We start from the raw sequence: 16,930 nt of genomic DNA, 5'->3' as shown, positions 1-16,930 counted from the left end.
TCGCTTAATTAAGCGGTCTATTTTGAGGCAGGAAAAACGGGTTGATAGCTAGGCATAAAATTCGCTATTTAGTTGTTCTAAATGAGAATTTTTTAACGCAGATAGCGACACGTTTAGCCCCTGAAAATGATTAAGTATTAATGTGGGTTGGTATTATTACTTAAATAACGCCTTAAGCGCCGCTTTATTTTTTACAATATGCGCATTAATAGTGTTAACTTCTTCTAAAGAAATCGTTTTTTTGCTCATCATAAAATGCACATTATTTACGTTAATAGGCGCTACTTGCTCAACGGGTAAAATAGCCGTGTATTTGTTAGCAAAATGGTGCGCCACTAACGAATCGTCTACTACAAAATCTACCCGTTTTTTATTTAATAAAGCAAAGCGTTTATCGGCATCGCTGGTAAGTACTATTTGCTTGTTATATTTATCGCTTAACGTTTTAAACGTGTGCCCTAAAAAGCTGCCGCGATTAACGCCGGCTGTTAAGCCTTTTTTAAATAACTGCTCTAACGAACTAATACTTGCCGAGCCAGCATGTTTATACAACAACATTACTTCTTCGCGATAAGGCAAACTAAAGTGGGCGTAAGCTTGGCGCTCACGGGTTTTACTTGCTGCAAACATTAAATCTACACGGCCGTGTTTTAGCTCTTCTAAGGCGCGTAAGGAGTTAGGTAATAACGTAAAATTTATACAAAAAGGGGAGTCTTTAAAAATGGTTTTAATTATATCTATTTCAACACCCGTTAACGTATTGTTTTTTAGTACCACATACGGCGGCCAGTAGCGCTCGTTCGTGCCTACATTAATGGTTTTATCGCATGCTTGGGCTTTAGCGCTAAATAACCCCAAACACGTTACCCACACCAATAAAAATACACGTGTACAGCTCAAAACATTCATTCAAACAGCGCCTTAAGTGCTGCTTTATTTTTAGTTATATGTGCGTTAATAATTTTAACCTCATCAGGTGTTACTGTTCTTTTGCTTAGCATTAAGTGTATTTGGTCTTTATTAATAGCGGGTACGGTAGGCGCCTTCATTAAGTTGTTACCACGCTTACTTAAATAATTGCCTACTAGCTCGTCTTCTATTGCGTAATCTATACGCTTTTTATTAAGCATTTCAAAGCGCTTACTGGTTGCGCTGGTGTATTCTATTTGTTTTTTATGGCTTTTTTTATACTGCTCAAACTCTTCGCCATAATAACTACCAAAGTTAGCGCCTATGGTTAAACCTTGGTTAAAAATATCAGCTAAGTTTTTAACCTTGTGTTGATTGTTTTTGTTTTCGTATAAACGCATTACCTCGGTGCGGTAGGCCTTTGTAAAATGAGCATATTTAGCGCGCTCACTGGTGTAACTTGCCGCCCAGCCTATGTCTATTCGGCCATGGCGCAGCTCGGTAAAAGCCCGTTTAGAGTTAGGCAGCATTTTTATTTCAAAACAAAAAGGCGAGTCTTTAAAAATAACAGTTAACGCATCCACCTCTTTACCCTGTAACTGGCCACTAATGCCCATTACATAAGGCGGCCAAAAAGCATCATGTGCGCCAACGCTAAGCGTTCTTTCGCAGGCAAACACACCCCAAGAGGTACTAAACAACACACACAATAGTAAGGTTATTAATTTATTCATTAAGTCTCTGAGGTAAGCTTTTTTTGTACGTTATTAAAACAGTATAACCTAGCAAAATAATATAATGGTGAAGGAATCATTAAAGTTGTAAAAAAATGTATCTAAAAAGGAGAGGGTTAAGGTTTTAAGGAGATAATTATTGCTAAATTCAATACAAACAGCGTATTAAGCTAAAAAAACCTACTTATAAGTTCTTTAATTTATCGGTTTGTTCCTGTAGATTAAACAAACATGAATGCAGTATTAACGTTGCAAACTCGCAAAAGCCAAGGAGCGGTATAAGCAGTGCCCAATACCACACTAAATTATTATAACCAAAATGCACAAACCTTTAGCGACTCAACACTTAATGTTGATATGTCGGCGCTTTACCGTGAGTTTTTACCTTATGTTGTCCAAAATGGCCATGTGCTAGATGCAGGTTGTGGCTCAGCTCGCGATGCCGCCTATTTTAAAAGCCAAGGGTTTAGTGTGTCGGCTTTTGATGCGAGCCCTGCACTTGCAGAGCTTGCAAGCAGTTACTTACAACAACCAGTAGAGGTTAAAACCTTTCAAGAGCTTGAGTGTGTTAATAAATACGACGGTATTTGGTGCTGCGCCAGTTTGTTACATGTGCCAAAAGCCGAACTTCCTCAAGTATTTTTAAACCTACAAAATGCGCTTAAACCCAATGGCGTTTTATATGTATCGTTTAAATATGGCACGCAAGAGCGTGTACATAATGGCCGTGAATTTACCGATTTAACCGAGCAGTTATTAAGTAGTTTATTAAATCAACACACGCAATTAAGCATAATTAAGCACTGGCAAAGTGTTGATCAGCGCCCAGGGCGTGAAAGCGAAGTGTGGCTAAATGCCATAATAAAGGCTGATCCCATTTTATGATCAGTGCAATGCAGCAACAACTCGACTTTATTGCGTATATTCAACGCATGCTGGTTGAGGGCGATTTTAGCGCTACCTACAAGTTTGCACTTTTACACGCTATTGCCGATGTATGCGTAGAGCAACCGCTGTTATCTGAGCTAAGTGAATTAGTAATAGAGCTACCAACCCTTGCCGATAAACTCATTACCTTATACTGGCATCATGCAATGCCGTTTTCGTCAGAGCACACCGGCGAAAGCGCCTTACTTAAGCAAAATACAGGCGCGCAATCAAAAGTAATTAGCGTATTGTTTGAATGCCAGCAAAACAACATACGTAACTTTCGCCAGCTTAAGCAAAGCCCGTTTTATAAGCCCACGTTTAATGCTGCTATGGCAACACTAAAATCAGGGCCGCTTTGGCGCTTACAAATTCTCGCCAAACAAGAAGAATGCTTTTTGTACCCGCACACAAACAGCACTCAATTTATTACGTTAAATGCAGGTATAGCTAGCTGCTTTAGGCGCTTTTACGACCTAGTAGTTTATTTAGCTAAAAATGCGTGGCTTCAAAAAATTCAAAGTATAAAGCACAACCAAGCGTTAATTGGCCCGCAAAGCCAACTGCAAGAGTTTTTATTTGGGGTAGACCGTAATGCACTCACTAAAGCAAAGCCTGTTTTAGTAGAGCTGCAATCAAACACCTGTTTTTATTGCCAAAAGCCAATGAAAAACGATGTTGAGGTTGACCACTTTATACCGTTTGCCCGCTATGCAAACGATCTTGGCCATAATTTTGTGGCCGCGCACCGCACATGTAATAACAACAAACGCGACTTTTTAGCCGCTCAGCAGCACCGTGAACGCTGGCAGAACCAAAATTTGGTCGTTAACAGCCACATTATCAGTAATGAGCTAAGTGCGTATTTTCATTGCGATGCCGATAAATCTCTCGCCGTAAGCAATTGGGCTTACCAAGTGGCGCAAGCAAACAGCGCTAAATTATGGATTGCCAATAAAGACCATTTCGAACAAGCAAAACCAACCGCAGAATTGTTTACGTTTCCAAATGCATCACAGCCTGAGCTAAATCAAGTTGCTGAACCTGCCGTTAGTTTAAAATCAGTTGATGAAGCATTAAAGCTACCGTACTTCCCTAATATTAAAATTGCCTGTGGGCATTTTAAAACTGGCGATAGCAGTGATATGGAATTGATGGACGCGCCATTTGGCGCGGGCAAGCTTGATCCAAACGTGCATTTTTTAGCACGTGCATCGGGCAACTCTATGAACGGCGGTAAACACCCAATACTTGATGGTGATTTACTGCTACTTGAGCTTATAACACCCGATAAAGCGGGATCGCTACGCGGCCAAATAGTAGCGATAGAGCGAGATGATATAAGCGGAGATGGACAGTATTTACTGCGCAAAGTAAATAAATTACCAAACGGGCAATATGAGCTAATCGCTCAAAACCCCGATTACGAAGTAATGATTGCTGATGAAAGCATGCGAACGTTCGCACGGTTTAAACAAGTGGTTTTGTAGTCGCGACTTTATATCGCGTTTTAACGTGTAGACGTGCAGCTTGCTGGCGTTAAAGGCGAAGCTTTTTATATAGCTATTTTGCGTGAGAGCTTTAGGGATTTAATAACCTCTATTCGAGGTTTTTGCCAGATTGCTGGCGGCAACCAAAGGGGGAATACCGCCGTCCACCCTTTGGAATCCCACGGCGCGCCCGAGGATCACACTGTATCTTCAACTTACGTTAATGATGTGAACGTAACCAGCGTAGATAGGCCATCCATGGCCAAGCTACGCTTTGTACAGCATCCATGCTGTAAATTACTCATCATTAACTAAGTTTCAGGTGTGATCACGGGGAATTGGAGTATGTTGGTAGGTTGGTGTTTATGAATGTAGGCGCAGAGCTTGCTTGCACGAAAAGCGAAGCTTTTAAATGTTGCGAAATTTGCGACGTTTATGATTGCTGTTTTGATATTTGGGTTCAGGGATTAAAACCTATTTAAGGTAATATCACGTTGGCAATGGTAACAAAGGGTCGCTGCCGTTGGTGCTTAATCTCGTCGTGTTTACAAAGCTCATAGTAAGGCTTTTTCAATTTTGATTTGTTTATATATAAAGAATGATAACTAAAGCGAAACGGTAACCTAGTTAATTAAAGTTTATTCATTGTAGGGCTTGCATTGAACTATATTTGCGATAATCACTTATGTAACTTTCTATGCTTTTCTTTCTAAATAATTTAACTTGGTCATTGTTTTTAATCAGTTTTTTTAATAAGAAGCGTTGGCTATTTAAGCTGTTAATGATAAAAATACAGCTAGTCAATGGAATTAAAGTATGGAGTTATTTTGCAGAGAGGTACAAATATAATTAACGCTACGCCTGTCCCTGATTTTTTAATTAAATCAATCTCAGAGCAAGGATATAGTCTGGAGGCAGCAATTGCGGATCTAATTGATAACTCTGTGAGCGCTCGTTCTGATGCAATTCAAGTATTGGTTGACTCGGAGACTGAACCATTTCAGTTGTTTTTGGCTGATAATGGTGATGGTATGACTCAAGGTGAACTTATTCATAATATGCAATTCCCAAGTTCAAGCCCGGATGGAAATAGGTCTTTAGCAGATCTAGGGCGGTTTGGACTTGGCCTGAAGGCTGCCTCATTTTCTCAAACTAGAAAGTTTACTGTCTTATCAAGAAAAAGGGGCGATAAAAAGTATTTCGGATTGACTTGGGATGTCGAACACTTAGTTAAAACTAAAAAATGGGAACTTCTGGTCAACAGCGAGGTAGAAGTTAATAAACTTTTGAATGATTTTAATAATTTAAATCAAGATTTTAATGGCGAAATATCAGACTTCTCGCCTAATACTATAGTTATTTGGTCTGGTCTTTACAAATTTGAAAAATATCTTAAAGAACACAATAGAAAAAAAGCATTGAATAGAGAGATAGTTCAAAATACAACAGAGCATTTGGGTATCGTTTTTCACCGCTTTTTAGATAATCCCGTTCAGCCATTAACGATTCGAGTTAATAACTCTCATATTAAGCCATTTAACCCTTTTCCTGAGAATCAACAAAGTCTTCGAAAATTAGAGTTTAGACAAAAAGATTTTGGACATGACAATATTAAACTAGAAGGTTTTGTACTGCCTTCTTTCAGTATCAAAGAATCACAACAGCTAGGGAATGATTGGACTACCCCTAATAAAAGTTTGTTGGATATGGAGGGGGTGTATATATATCGCTCTAATCGCTTGATAATTTATGGTGGTTGGAATGGGTTAATTAGAAAATCTCCCAGATTGCAGTTGGCTAGATTAAGAGTGGATATCGGAAATAAAGCAGATCATTTACTCCATCTTAACGTAGCTAAATCTCAGGTGATAATTCCTCATGATTTAATAAAAGCGTTTAAAGGATACATTGAAGAGTTAACTAGTGAAGCAGAGAAAGAATTCTACAATAGAGGTATTAAAAAGTTTACTCATCAACCTAACCCAAAAGAGGCTAAATTTCTAAAAAAAATTCATTCTAATAAAGGTCCATTGTTGGAATTGAATCATGACTTTCCATTACTAAATGATTTAGTTGAGTCATGTAACCAGAAACAAAAGACACAATTACTTTTGCTTGTAAGGATGATTAATACAGCGATTAATAAAATTAGAGACACCCATGAAAATGTGCCATTTTACCGGTGTGAGGAAACTAAAGATAATGATTTTTTTGAGACCATTTTAAGTCTAAAAAACCAAGGGTTTAGTAGCGAATTTATTAAGAAAAACCTTATCAGTGAATTAGGTATAGAGCTTGACACGTTGCCGACAGAACTATTGAAAATTTTGGAGTAACCTACATGGATAATTACCGTTTCAAATACCAAGAAGCAATCAAGGATAAGTTTAAGGAACACTTAAAAACAGCAAGCTTTGAATCATTAGATGAAATGCGTACAGTTTTAGTAGATAAAATATACTCAAGTCTGAGGATCGTAGCAGAGCACCTAAGTTGGCCGCATATAGATAGAGAAACATTTGAGAGTTACTTTGATGTAATAAGAAAAGAAGTTCAATCAAATTATGTAACGACAATTGAGCAGCCAAGTGTTTTATCGAAAAGTAAAATAACTTGGTTAAACGAATCAAGAAAGATATTAAATGGAATTATACAGAGAGGTATTTGGAATATTTACGAGATCAGGGGCGAGCTGAATCTGTAGTAGAAGAAATTGAAAACTCTAGTTTAAAGATATTAGGAAAATTGGCAGATCCAAAAACTCAATCTCCAGTGTTTATTAAAGGTTTGGTAGACGGTGATGTTCAGTCGGGTAAAACAGGAAACTTTAATGCGGTGATCAATCGAGCCCTAGATTCTGGTTATAAGTTAATCATAGTTTTATCTGGAATTATGGATGATCTTCGTTCACAAACGCAAGCTAGGATAGATAAAGATGTTATTGGCGACGGTAAAGGTGTTGGATTAAAGCAAGCATTTGGGCACCAAGGTGACGAAAGTGTTTTTCAAGTTATTTCTATTACCTCCGAAGAGGCAGATTTTAACCGGTCGTTAGCTGGAGGAATGCCTTCGTTAAATCAAGCAAACATTATGGTTTGTAAAAAAAATGTGAGTATCCTAAAAAATATATTACTTTGGTTAAAAGATAACTTACCTAAAGGAGAAACTAAGCACAGCCTACCTTTATTGATTATTGACGACGAAGCAGATAATGCCTCATTGAATAATGAAGGCCATAAGGGTGAAAAATACGCCTCTAAAATTAATGGGCATATAAGAGCAATACTAGGGATTTTTCATAAAAAATCTTATTTAGGCTACACAGCTACACCATTTGCAAATGTAATCCAAGATAGAAATGAAGCTTCTGATGATTTATGGAGTATTCCTGATAAATCTAAAGAGGGCTCTAAAGAGACTTTGTTTATGCAGGTAGATAACCTATTTCCTGACGACTTCATTTTTTTGCTCGATACACCCACAAACTATATTGGTGCTCATAGGATTTTTGAGACTCTTCAGCCAAGTAAAAAACTACCAGTAGTATTTGATATAGATGATTATGTTTCGGATTTTCCAAGTAGAGTAATGGACATTGACGACAATGTTATTGGGATCGAGAGATTTGATAATAAAAAAGATTGGGATGATAAGCTCGGTGAATATGGCACTTACCTTAACTTTGCATCATTCAGTGAGTATCGACGCAAAACTCGAGCTGCTAAGTCAGTAGATAAGTTTCCAGAAGCCTTACCAGAAAGCATTAAAGATGCGGTAATGTGCTTTATTTTAGGTATAGCTGTACGAGAAACTAGACGTAAAGACATGTTTCACTCCAAAATTTACCAACCACATAACACGATGCTAGTTCATATATCTAGGTTCACCGCTTGGCAGAATAAGACTGCAACTTTGCTCAATGATTTCTATAAAGATATCGAAACTCGATTAAAGATGGATAAGCTGAACTCTCCAAGCTCAATTTACCGTAAATTTGAAAAAGTCTGGTTAGATTATTGTGCAGAAATTGTTGGCTCAATTCATAGTTATCTGCCGGATAAGTACATTGATGACTACATGCAACCAGTCTCCTATGATGCAATAAGTCCTTTACTTGTAGATGCTGTTTCGAATATTGAAGTGACCGCATTAAATAGTGCGACAGGTAAAGATTTGAAATATCAAGATGAAAAGCCTCGTAAGATAATTGCGATTGGTGGTAATAGACTATCTAGGGGCTTCACTTTAGAAGGGTTGACAGTAAGTTATTTTGTTCGAACAACAAATTATTCTGACTCACTCTTACAAATGGGTAGGTGGTTCGGCTATCGCCCAGGCTACTTAGATTGTTGCAAACTATTCACCTCAAGAGACCTTATATCTAAATATGATTCAACGTCATTGTGTATTGATGAATTGAAAGCAGAATTTAAAAAAATGGATGAAAAAGAAGCTACTCCTAGAGATTTTGAACTAAAAGTGAGGAAGCATCCCGGAGTCTTACAAATTACACGTCCTACCATTTTAAAAAATACAACAAGTGTAAAATGGTCCTTCCAAGATTCATTAGTGATGACAACAGAGTTTGATGTTACTAAAGAGAAAATCAGCAATGTTTGGAAAGACTTTAAAAGAATAGTTTCACCTTTATTCGCGAAAGCTGAAAAAAAAGGGTCACTGCTCTCAACGACTGTAACTTTAGAAGACTTAAACAAAATACTCGATGGAAATAATAATTTTGATGAGATGAGGCTTAGCCTAATCAAACAATATTTAAAAAAATGTGCCAACAAGAACTTACTAACATCTTGGACTATTGCTATTAAATTAACAGGTAGCGCTTCTAAGGAAAAGGGGTTAGGGATTATGACGGAAGAAGATACCGGCCTCATAAAAGACATTCAGTTAGCAGTGAGAAGTGGTCCTACTCCTGTTAAAGGCAACCATTTTTATGACGAATTTGTAAAAGATCAAAAGTTTAAAGCAACTGGCTCGTCTGCCAATATTATGAGTGGTGGTACTGATATGAAAGTTGCTCTTGAAGAGGGCATAGCTTATTTAGCAGAAAAAGAGTTTATCAAACAAAAGGCCCAAGAAATATTGAAGAATGATCCTAACCTCACCGAAGGCGACGCAATTAAACAGGCAGAAACAAAGACTAAACCTGAACGAATATATCGAGAAAAACTAACTCCGAACCAAGGCGTTTTGATTTTTTATTTATTTGATCCGTTTTATGCGTTTAATCAAGTACCAGGAGAAGTGGATTTAAATGTTCAACGTTTATTGAAAGAGAGAGAACAAGAACTGACAGAACCGTTAGTTGGCATGGCATTAGGCTTCCCTCCAATCAAACGAACTGTCGATCCGTGTGGTGAATATGTAAAAGGTGACTATAACCTAGAGATTCCGGAAGAAGAAGATGATGCTTCCGGTGAACTTTTACCTTCTGATGCGGAGTTGTAATGGAATTAAGTGAAAAATGGCGATTATTGGAATCACAACAGACTGAATCTGGTTACCAAACTTTGCGATTTGAGGCGAGCGGTTCATTAGAAGTGTTTTTAGCAGTAGATGAAGGGGCAAATCACTCAATATTAATTTACCTGCCATCCTTATTTACACCTAAATTCGATGCTCTAAATAACGATAATATAGAGCTTTTGTTTGTAAAAGAAGGACACTTCCTAATCATAAGACTTTTAGATAATGATTTTTCATCACTATTCGATGATTTAGTTGTTTCTTTAATAGACTCTATAAAAGGTTTTTCAGACCCTACAGAAGCATCTAAAGAGTTTGTAAGAACATATGTGAAGTGGGTCTCTTTTTTTTCTAAAACTATTGAAAGAAGTTTAAGTAAAGAGCGACTTATTGGGCTGTGGGGAGAATTAAGTTATTTATTGGATTTAATAAAAAGCGTTAGTTCTGATTCAAGTATTGACCCTGCGTTAAAAGCTTGGGTGGGTCCATACGATGCGGCTCATGACTTTGAACTACCTAGTTCATCAATTGAAATAAAAACAAAGTCTATAAGCTCATCAATAGTTAAGATTTCAAGTGAATTCCAGTTAGATAACATTGATGATAAAAAGTTATCATTGACTGTTTTCTCGATCAGCGAAACGGAACATGGTTTGTCATTGAAAGATCTTTTTTTAAAGATTAAAGCTCAAATACAAAAACGTAGTGGAGATATTACCTTATTGTTAGCTGCCTTAGAAAAAGAAAGCTTAAATGAAGAAAGGTTATCAAAGTATTCAAATTTATTGTTTACTAGAAAGACAAAGGAAGTTTTTGATTGTACTAATGATAGCTTCCCAAAAATTGTGAGATCTTGCCTTCCACTTGCAGTTTATTCAGTAAAATACAACCTAGATATTAGAGAGTTACAAGAGTTTAAAGTTTTACAGGAGAATTACTAAGTGAGCTTAAGTGCAGTTATAAATACTCGCGATGATTTATTAAATTCTAGTCAAGATGATGATGGTTTTATTCAACAAAGCTTGTTAATAGACGAAGTAATGCCACTCTTGCTGGAGACTAAGGTTGTCGACTCGGAAGATATTAACCACGCATATTACCTATCAAATGACGATAAAATTAAGATCAATGGTTACTCTGTAAATAGTACAGGCGAACGGCTGCAAATATTCATAGTGGATGAGGCTTACTTAGCGGAAAGCTGTGAAAGCTTTCTTATATCGCAACGGAGCGTTTATGAAGAGCAATTTAAAAAGGCCATTCGACTAGTGTCTTCTGCACTGCAAAATAAGCTTGAAAATGTTCAGGAGTCTGAGCCCATTAAACCGTTAATTGCAAAGCTGGGCAGTGAAGATGGGTTAATTCAATTTGATGTTATAGAAATATTCCTAGTTACTTTATCTGCTACAGTTTCTTTCAGAGGAGAAGAACCTCATTTACGCAATATTCATTTTAAAGATGAAAAGAAAAACTTCTCTCATAAAGTTGTAGGTAAAAAAGCTCAATTTAAAGAACTTCTTTTTATCAGAAGAGTTGTTGACTTAAACTATCTAGCAAATATATATGCCTCACAAGGTAGAGCTGAACCACTTAAAGTTGTTTTTAAGGATGTAATTGGTAAGAATATTGAGGTTATTAAAGCTGCCGAGGAGAAGGATTTTGAATCTTATCTGTGTGTTTTGGATGCACCGATTTTGGCAGATCTTTATAAACGGTATTCAAGCCAGTTATTAGAAAAAAATGTTCGTTCATTTTTACAGTTCAAAGGTGTAAATAGAGGAATTAAGCAAACTATTAAAGATGAGCCTGAAAAGTTCATTGCATTTAATAATGGTTTAACTATTACTGCCACAGAAGCAAAAACAACTTTTTATCGAAAATCACTTTATCTGGAGAGCCTAGAAGACTTTCAGATTGTGAATGGTGGACAGACTACAGCATCTATTTATTTTTCTAACAAGGAAGGGTTAGATATTAGTAATGTCAAGGTAATGGCAAAAATTAATATTGCTAAAACAAGTAAATCAAAAGATTTAGATGATTTGATTTCTAAAATTAGCGAGTACTCCAATAGTCAATCGAGGGTTTCTAAAGTTGACCTAAGATCTCGAAGCCCTAAATTAGTAAAGCTAAAGTCACTCAGCGAGAGTGTTTTAACTCCGTCTGGAAAAAAATGGTTTTTTGAAAGAGCAAAAGGAGATTTCAATACTCAAGTGAGAAAAAGCTCCAATGGACAAAGATTAAAAAGCGAGTTCCCACCTAGAAAACGCTTCACGAAAGAGTTGTTAGCCAAATACTATTGTGCTTGGGGAGACGCGCCACACCTTGTTAAGAAAGGCGGCGAGAAAGTTTTTCGAACTTTTATTGAAGATATTGAACCAGAGCAGGGGGAAGGCAAAGACATCAATCGTGAATTTTATGAGCAACTTATTGCTAAAATAATACTGTTCAGGACTATGGAAGAGGTATATGGACAAGGGAAAAATGCAATAGGGCAACTGCGCTCAGCTGCTGTTCCATATGCTATATCTGCAATTTATTTATGGGCGAAAGAATCTGGAGAAAAGTTCTCTCTTGATAAGATTTGGAGACAAGAGGTAATTAACGAAGAAATGAAGGAATATTTGAAACAATTATTATTTTTAATGAATGATCTTATAAAAACATATTCTCTAAGTGATGATTATGGTGAATTTTCAAAAAAAGAAGAGCTTTGGGATGTTATAAGGTCTTCTACAGAATTGAATACATTCATGAGTTCTGATTATTCGAGCAGAATGTTAACTAATTCTTAGATATTTAAAACTTAGCTATACAGCTTAACCATAAGGTAAATCGTGGAAATATTTAAATACAAATATGACGAACTTTTCGACCCAGTTTTAGAGGCTTTCCATAAATTAGGTGGTTCTGGAACTAATCAAGAGGTGGAGGAAACGGTTATTCAGCTTTTATCGTTAACTGATGAGGAAGTTGATGATGTTCATAGAGGGAATACATCAAAACTCTCTTACCGTCTTGCATGGGCAAGAAACTATCTAAAAAGGCTTGGCCTGATCGAAAATTCAGGCCGTGCACTGTGGGCGTTAACAAGTGAAGGGCTAAAAACAAAGAAAATTGATAAAGAGCAATCAAAAATAATTGTAAGGAAATTGTCAGGAACGACAAATAATAAAAATAGAGCCAAAAAAAAAGAACTCAGTAACTTAATAGCGAAGTCTGATGAATTAAATGAGCTAACATGGGAAGATGAACTTGTTGACATATTAAAGAATATTGAACCTGACGCATTTGAAAGACTTAGTCAGCGATTTTTGCGAGAATTAGGTTTCTCTAATGTTGAAGTCACTGGTAAGTCTGCTGATGGAGGCATTGATGGTAAAGGTATTCTTAAAATTGGCGGCGTCTTATCATTTCACGTCGTATTTCAATGTAAAAGATATACGGGCTCAGTATCATCACCAGCCATTAGAGATTTTAGAGGTGCTATGATGGGAAGGGCTGATAAAGGTTTATTTATTACTACAGGTACGTTTACTCGAGATGCAAAAAAAGAAGCTCAAAGAGACGGGGCTACACCAATAGATTTAATTGACGGGAACGATCTTGCCGAGCAGTTAAGGGACTTACGGCTAGGTGTAGAAGTGCAGATGAAAGAACATGTGATAATAAAGCCTAAATGGTTCGACTCTATTTGATATCAATGATGAGAAATACATAGCTTTGTGACTTTATCGAATTAAAGTAATAAATCTAAAACTATTTCTCCTATTTTTTTAGCCAAATAAGGCGGCACAGCATTTCCTACCTGTACATACTGATTAGTTCTCGTTCCTTCGAAAATATAATTATCAGGGAATGTTTGTAGCCGGGCCGCTTCACGAACACTTAAACTTCTGCATTGCTGTGGATCGTAATGTACGAAGTAGTGGCCATCCTTTGAAATATGGCTTGTCACTGTCGTTGCATACTTATCTGCAACTTGCACTCTAAAACGGTCTGCATGTGTGCCTGTATCCCAATTTGCATGGGCTGGGGCTAATTCTTTCGGAAAGTGATGAGATTTAGGTGATGAGCCTTCTATTTGAGCATATGCAGCGCAGTATGCGTACCGTAGTAAATCATCTACCATGTGCCCTCTGGTTTCATGGTTTAGTACTACTTTTAAGTTAGGGTCTATATACCAGGCTTTCAATGACTGTGGCATGTCTGGAGTTTTGTCACTTAATGCAGTTTCTATTCTAGATAAACCGATTTTTGGCTGAAGATTTAAGCTATTTGCTGATTCTGGGTCAAATTGCTTTGTCAGAATCTGCTTTAATTTATCTGCATTTTTAGCAACAGCTGCTTCCCAATCTTTTGCGTTATCCTTTTGTTTTGAAAAACCACTGCGTAAACATGGTAAGTCACTAATAGTTTGCTCTACGGTAACTTGGTATTCGCATAGTTTTAGTGTTTCTGGAGTAGCTTTAATATCTTCGCGGACACCGAGTAAAATCACACGATGTCTAGCTTGAGGGATACCGTATTGTTCGCAACGAATTAAAAAGTCTGCTGAATCTTTGTATTGTGGATTTTCAGGGCTTTCGGCATCAACGACTAATGAGTAGATTTTATATTTTGGAATCTTTTTATGATTTGCTACTGAACCCGGACTTCGTAAGTCTTCCAGTATTTGTGGGAACATGACTTGGCCATTTACTTTGGCCGTAAGTATCCCGCGAACATTTTCCATTACAAAAATATCAGGCTTCGCTAGACAGATTACTTCTAAGTACTCTTTATATAAAAAATGGCGAGTATCTTCTTCTGCAATATAGCTTTTATTTCCGGCATTACGTGAGCGGCCAGCTAATGAATATGCTTGGCAAGGAGGGCCACCGATTAGAACTTTTGGCCCTTTATGCTTTTTGACTAGTTCTTTTATACGCTCATGGATGAGCTTATTGTCTTTGCCAAGTTCTTTAGCCCCATTGAGAGTTTCTTGATTAGCCTCTGTTGCTATATCTGGGTGAAGTTCAAACAACTCATCTCGTGTAATTTTTCCGTGTAGATAATTATAATAATTATCCAATGGCTGAGATTTTTTTTTGAGTGTTCGAAAGAAAGCACGAGTAGTAAGAGTTTTATGGGCGTGAAAATCTTTTTCGACTGAGATACCTATTTGAAAAGGAGATTTACCATCTTCTGTTTTAGCTGCAGAAACCCCTTCGCCAAGCCCTCCAGGGCCTGCAAATAAATCAATAACAAGAATTTCACCGTTTTCCATAACTTTACCACTAAATAATCTAATGACGTAGGATGATACCAGGCTTATACATGGTCTCAAAGTTTTAAATAGTAGTGCTGCTACTAATAGAACAAATTAGCAGCACTAATTTAATTTTGAAGGCATTAGCCAAGATATTCCCCCTTCAACTTCACCTGAAAACACATAATTAGTGAGTAATTACCTCACATGGATGTGAGAGAAGTGATGCTTGCACATGGATGTGCGTTCATCACGTTTACGTTCATATTAATTTTGTATTTGAAGATAAGTGAAGTTGCGGGGCGTCGAAGGGTTCCAAGGGGCGTTCGGCGCTATGCGCCCCTTGGTTGCTATCGCCAACGCGATATTATCAATCAAATTTGCAAAAGCGCTGTATTTTCACAATCACTACACACTAATGAGTAGAGCTCTTTGCGTTTGCTCACTTTAGTATTAGCGCTGCTACATTGCGGGCAAGACGTTTTCATAGGTGTATTGGTATCGCACTCGCCACATGTAACAAAATAGCCGTAGCGACCTGAGCGAGGTTTAAGCGTCGTTTGATTATTGCACTGCTTACACTTTAAATTTATTTCATTGGCAATATTTGGTTGCTCTTGAGTTATTGGTGCAATAGCTGTTGATTCATCTTGATAAACTGGGCTTGGTTCGTTGAGACTTGATGTTTTTGCGCCAGGTTTTAACGGTGTGGAAGGGGCAATATTTTGCTCTAAAAGAAACTCACAGATCCTAGCTAGGCTTTCTTCACTAAACCAAGGACGAGTATTGGTCGAAAAAAAGTGCAGAGCATTTGGTGTTGAGGCAGGTAGCTTCATTATGTCTAAAAGTTTATCAGCTATAAACTCAGACTTAACGAGACGCTCCTCAAGCGTTTTTGGTGTATTATCTCGATTAATTATGGCATTACTCGATATTGCACAGATGCTATGCCATTCACGGCCACCAAAATTTTGTTGTATTTTACCAAACATTTTTGGCAGGAGTTGAGGAGCATTGTCTCTTACTAAACTTTTTAGTAATGCCAATTGTAGCTCAACTTGTTTGATTGGTGACGGCATGCCTTGCCATTGCCCACGGTAACTGCGACTCCACTCTTGATGTTGGTTTATTGCAACTTCACCGGTAATACTTTTTGATTCAATAAGAATAAATCCGTAGGTGTAAACAACTAGGTGATCTATCTGTGCGGTTTCGCCGTTGTGTTTAAACTTTACATCGTTAAACACAAATACTTGAGAGTGGTCTTTAAATGCGCGGCGTAAGTAAAATGCTACGTCTAGCTCTTGTTTTTGACCCGCTTTGATCTTAGCGTAATTGGAAGTTGATAGAGATTTATCTTTTAAAATCATGCGACATCCTTTCTGTCATATATGTTTAAATCATATCACTGAAGTACCTAATAAAAATACTGTTGAAGGGTTTTTTACTCGCCCTGCTTTTACGCTGTTAATTTATTAAGTTATGAGAAGCTGCGCTTCTAACGTGAGCAAGCTCATCGTCTACAAGCGCGATATAAAATCGCGCCTAAACACCACATCCACGCCAGTGTAAAATTCACCTTGTAGACGCGCAACTTGTTGGCGTTCAAAAGCTGGGCTTTACGGTGTTAATTTATTAAGTAATGAGAAGCTACGCTTCTAACGTGAGCAAGCTTGGCGCCTACGGTAAACTTGAGCGCCGGTCCTCGAAGCTCATTACGTCTCTATTTAAATAATATTGCAATCATATTAAATACCGCTAAACTAATCATTAGTACATTAATGACCGATTAGGTAATCATTTATGAGATCTGAACAAGCATTAAAGTTGGCGCGTCGCTTGGGTGATTTAATTCGTCAGCATCGTACTTTACTTTATACCCAGAGCACGTTCGCTAAGATGATTGGTGTATCTCGCTCCACGGTACAAAAGCTTGAACAAGGAGAGGTAGTAAAAAGCGATATATTGTTTGAAGCCCTTGTTGTTCTTCAATTGCAAGGCTCATTGCTGGATGAAATTAACGAGCTAGCCGCAGATGTGGGCGGTTATAATGCAAGACAGCGTAAAAGCAATAAAACTCAGGTGATTAACGATGACTTCTGAAGCTTATGTATTTATTGACGGTTTAGAAGACA

Annotated in this window: 13 protein-coding genes; 9 read left to right on the top strand and 4 right to left on the bottom strand. The window is 37.4% G+C overall.

What is annotated here, in order from left to right:
- Positions 1 to 156: 156 nt before the first annotated feature.
- Both B4F91_RS15790 and B4F91_RS15785 read right to left on the bottom strand, forming a co-directional pair.
- Positions 157 to 909: a substrate-binding periplasmic protein gene (locus tag B4F91_RS15790; protein WP_248450074.1), complete on the bottom strand. Its 753-nt coding sequence runs from the start codon at positions 907 to 909 to the stop codon at positions 157 to 159.
- A complete protein-coding gene (locus B4F91_RS15785) occupies positions 906 to 1,643 on the bottom strand; it encodes a substrate-binding periplasmic protein (protein ID WP_286936929.1) in 738 nt (245 codons plus the stop codon). Before B4F91_RS15785 ends, B4F91_RS15790 begins: the two co-directional genes overlap by 4 nt.
- Before the next feature lie 285 nt (positions 1,644 to 1,928).
- Here B4F91_RS15785 and B4F91_RS15780 point away from each other — a divergent pair, with 285 nt between their 5' ends.
- The 8 genes from B4F91_RS15780 to B4F91_RS15745 all read left to right on the top strand — a co-directional run bounded on the left by B4F91_RS15780 (position 1,929) and on the right by B4F91_RS15745 (position 13,242).
- On the top strand, positions 1,929 to 2,528 hold the full coding sequence (locus tag B4F91_RS15780; protein WP_286936927.1) for a class I SAM-dependent methyltransferase: 600 nt from the start codon (positions 1,929 to 1,931) through the stop codon (positions 2,526 to 2,528).
- The gene (locus B4F91_RS15775) at positions 2,525 to 4,060 is read left to right on the top strand and encodes an HNH endonuclease (protein WP_286936924.1); all 1,536 of its coding nucleotides are present in this window, start codon (positions 2,525 to 2,527) and stop codon (positions 4,058 to 4,060) included. The genes B4F91_RS15780 and B4F91_RS15775 overlap by 4 nt, the downstream gene beginning before the upstream one ends.
- 803 nt (positions 4,061 to 4,863) lie before the next feature.
- A complete protein-coding gene (locus B4F91_RS15770; protein ID WP_286936922.1) occupies positions 4,864 to 6,396 on the top strand; it encodes an ATP-binding protein in 1,533 nt (510 codons plus the stop codon).
- Between the two features lie 5 nt (positions 6,397 to 6,401).
- Complete coding sequence (locus tag B4F91_RS15765; RefSeq protein ID WP_286936920.1) at positions 6,402 to 6,764, top strand: hypothetical protein; 363 nt, start codon at positions 6,402 to 6,404, stop codon at positions 6,762 to 6,764.
- Complete coding sequence (locus tag B4F91_RS15760) at positions 6,725 to 9,526, top strand: Z1 domain-containing protein (RefSeq protein WP_286936918.1); 2,802 nt, start codon at positions 6,725 to 6,727, stop codon at positions 9,524 to 9,526. Before B4F91_RS15765 ends, B4F91_RS15760 begins: the two co-directional genes overlap by 40 nt.
- Positions 9,526 to 10,485 carry a PD-(D/E)XK motif protein gene (locus tag B4F91_RS15755; RefSeq protein WP_286936917.1) on the top strand — a complete coding sequence of 320 codons (960 nt, stop codon included), beginning with the start codon at positions 9,526 to 9,528 and terminating at the stop codon, positions 10,483 to 10,485. The genes B4F91_RS15760 and B4F91_RS15755 overlap by 1 nt, the downstream gene beginning before the upstream one ends.
- Positions 10,486 to 12,339 (top strand): AIPR family protein, encoded by a 1,854-nt coding sequence (locus B4F91_RS15750; protein ID WP_286936915.1) that lies wholly within the window; start codon positions 10,486 to 10,488, stop codon positions 12,337 to 12,339.
- A gap of 42 nt (positions 12,340 to 12,381) precedes the next feature.
- Positions 12,382 to 13,242 carry a restriction endonuclease gene (locus tag B4F91_RS15745; RefSeq protein ID WP_286936914.1) on the top strand — a complete coding sequence of 287 codons (861 nt, stop codon included), beginning with the start codon at positions 12,382 to 12,384 and terminating at the stop codon, positions 13,240 to 13,242.
- Between the two features lie 41 nt (positions 13,243 to 13,283).
- On the opposite strand, the gene B4F91_RS15740 is transcribed toward B4F91_RS15745, so the two are convergent.
- Both B4F91_RS15740 and B4F91_RS15735 read right to left on the bottom strand, forming a co-directional pair.
- Positions 13,284 to 14,813 (bottom strand): DNA cytosine methyltransferase, encoded by a 1,530-nt coding sequence (locus B4F91_RS15740; RefSeq protein ID WP_286936913.1) that lies wholly within the window; start codon positions 14,811 to 14,813, stop codon positions 13,284 to 13,286.
- A gap of 356 nt (positions 14,814 to 15,169) precedes the next feature.
- Complete coding sequence (locus B4F91_RS15735) at positions 15,170 to 16,165, bottom strand: nuclease-related domain-containing protein (protein ID WP_286936911.1); 996 nt, start codon at positions 16,163 to 16,165, stop codon at positions 15,170 to 15,172.
- Between the two features lie 433 nt (positions 16,166 to 16,598).
- Here B4F91_RS15735 and B4F91_RS15730 point away from each other — a divergent pair, with 433 nt between their 5' ends.
- Positions 16,599 to 16,898, top strand: coding sequence for a helix-turn-helix domain-containing protein (locus B4F91_RS15730; RefSeq protein WP_004589614.1), 300 nt, complete (start codon positions 16,599 to 16,601; stop codon positions 16,896 to 16,898).
- The last annotated feature ends 32 nt before the right edge of the window (positions 16,899 to 16,930 follow it).

It is taken from the genome of Pseudoalteromonas sp. UBA6610 (assembly GCF_002433295.1).
Lineage (GTDB): Bacteria > Pseudomonadota > Gammaproteobacteria > Enterobacterales > Alteromonadaceae > Pseudoalteromonas > Pseudoalteromonas atlantica.
Note: the sequence above shows the minus strand (reverse complement) of the source record. Positions and strands in the feature narration are given on the sequence as shown.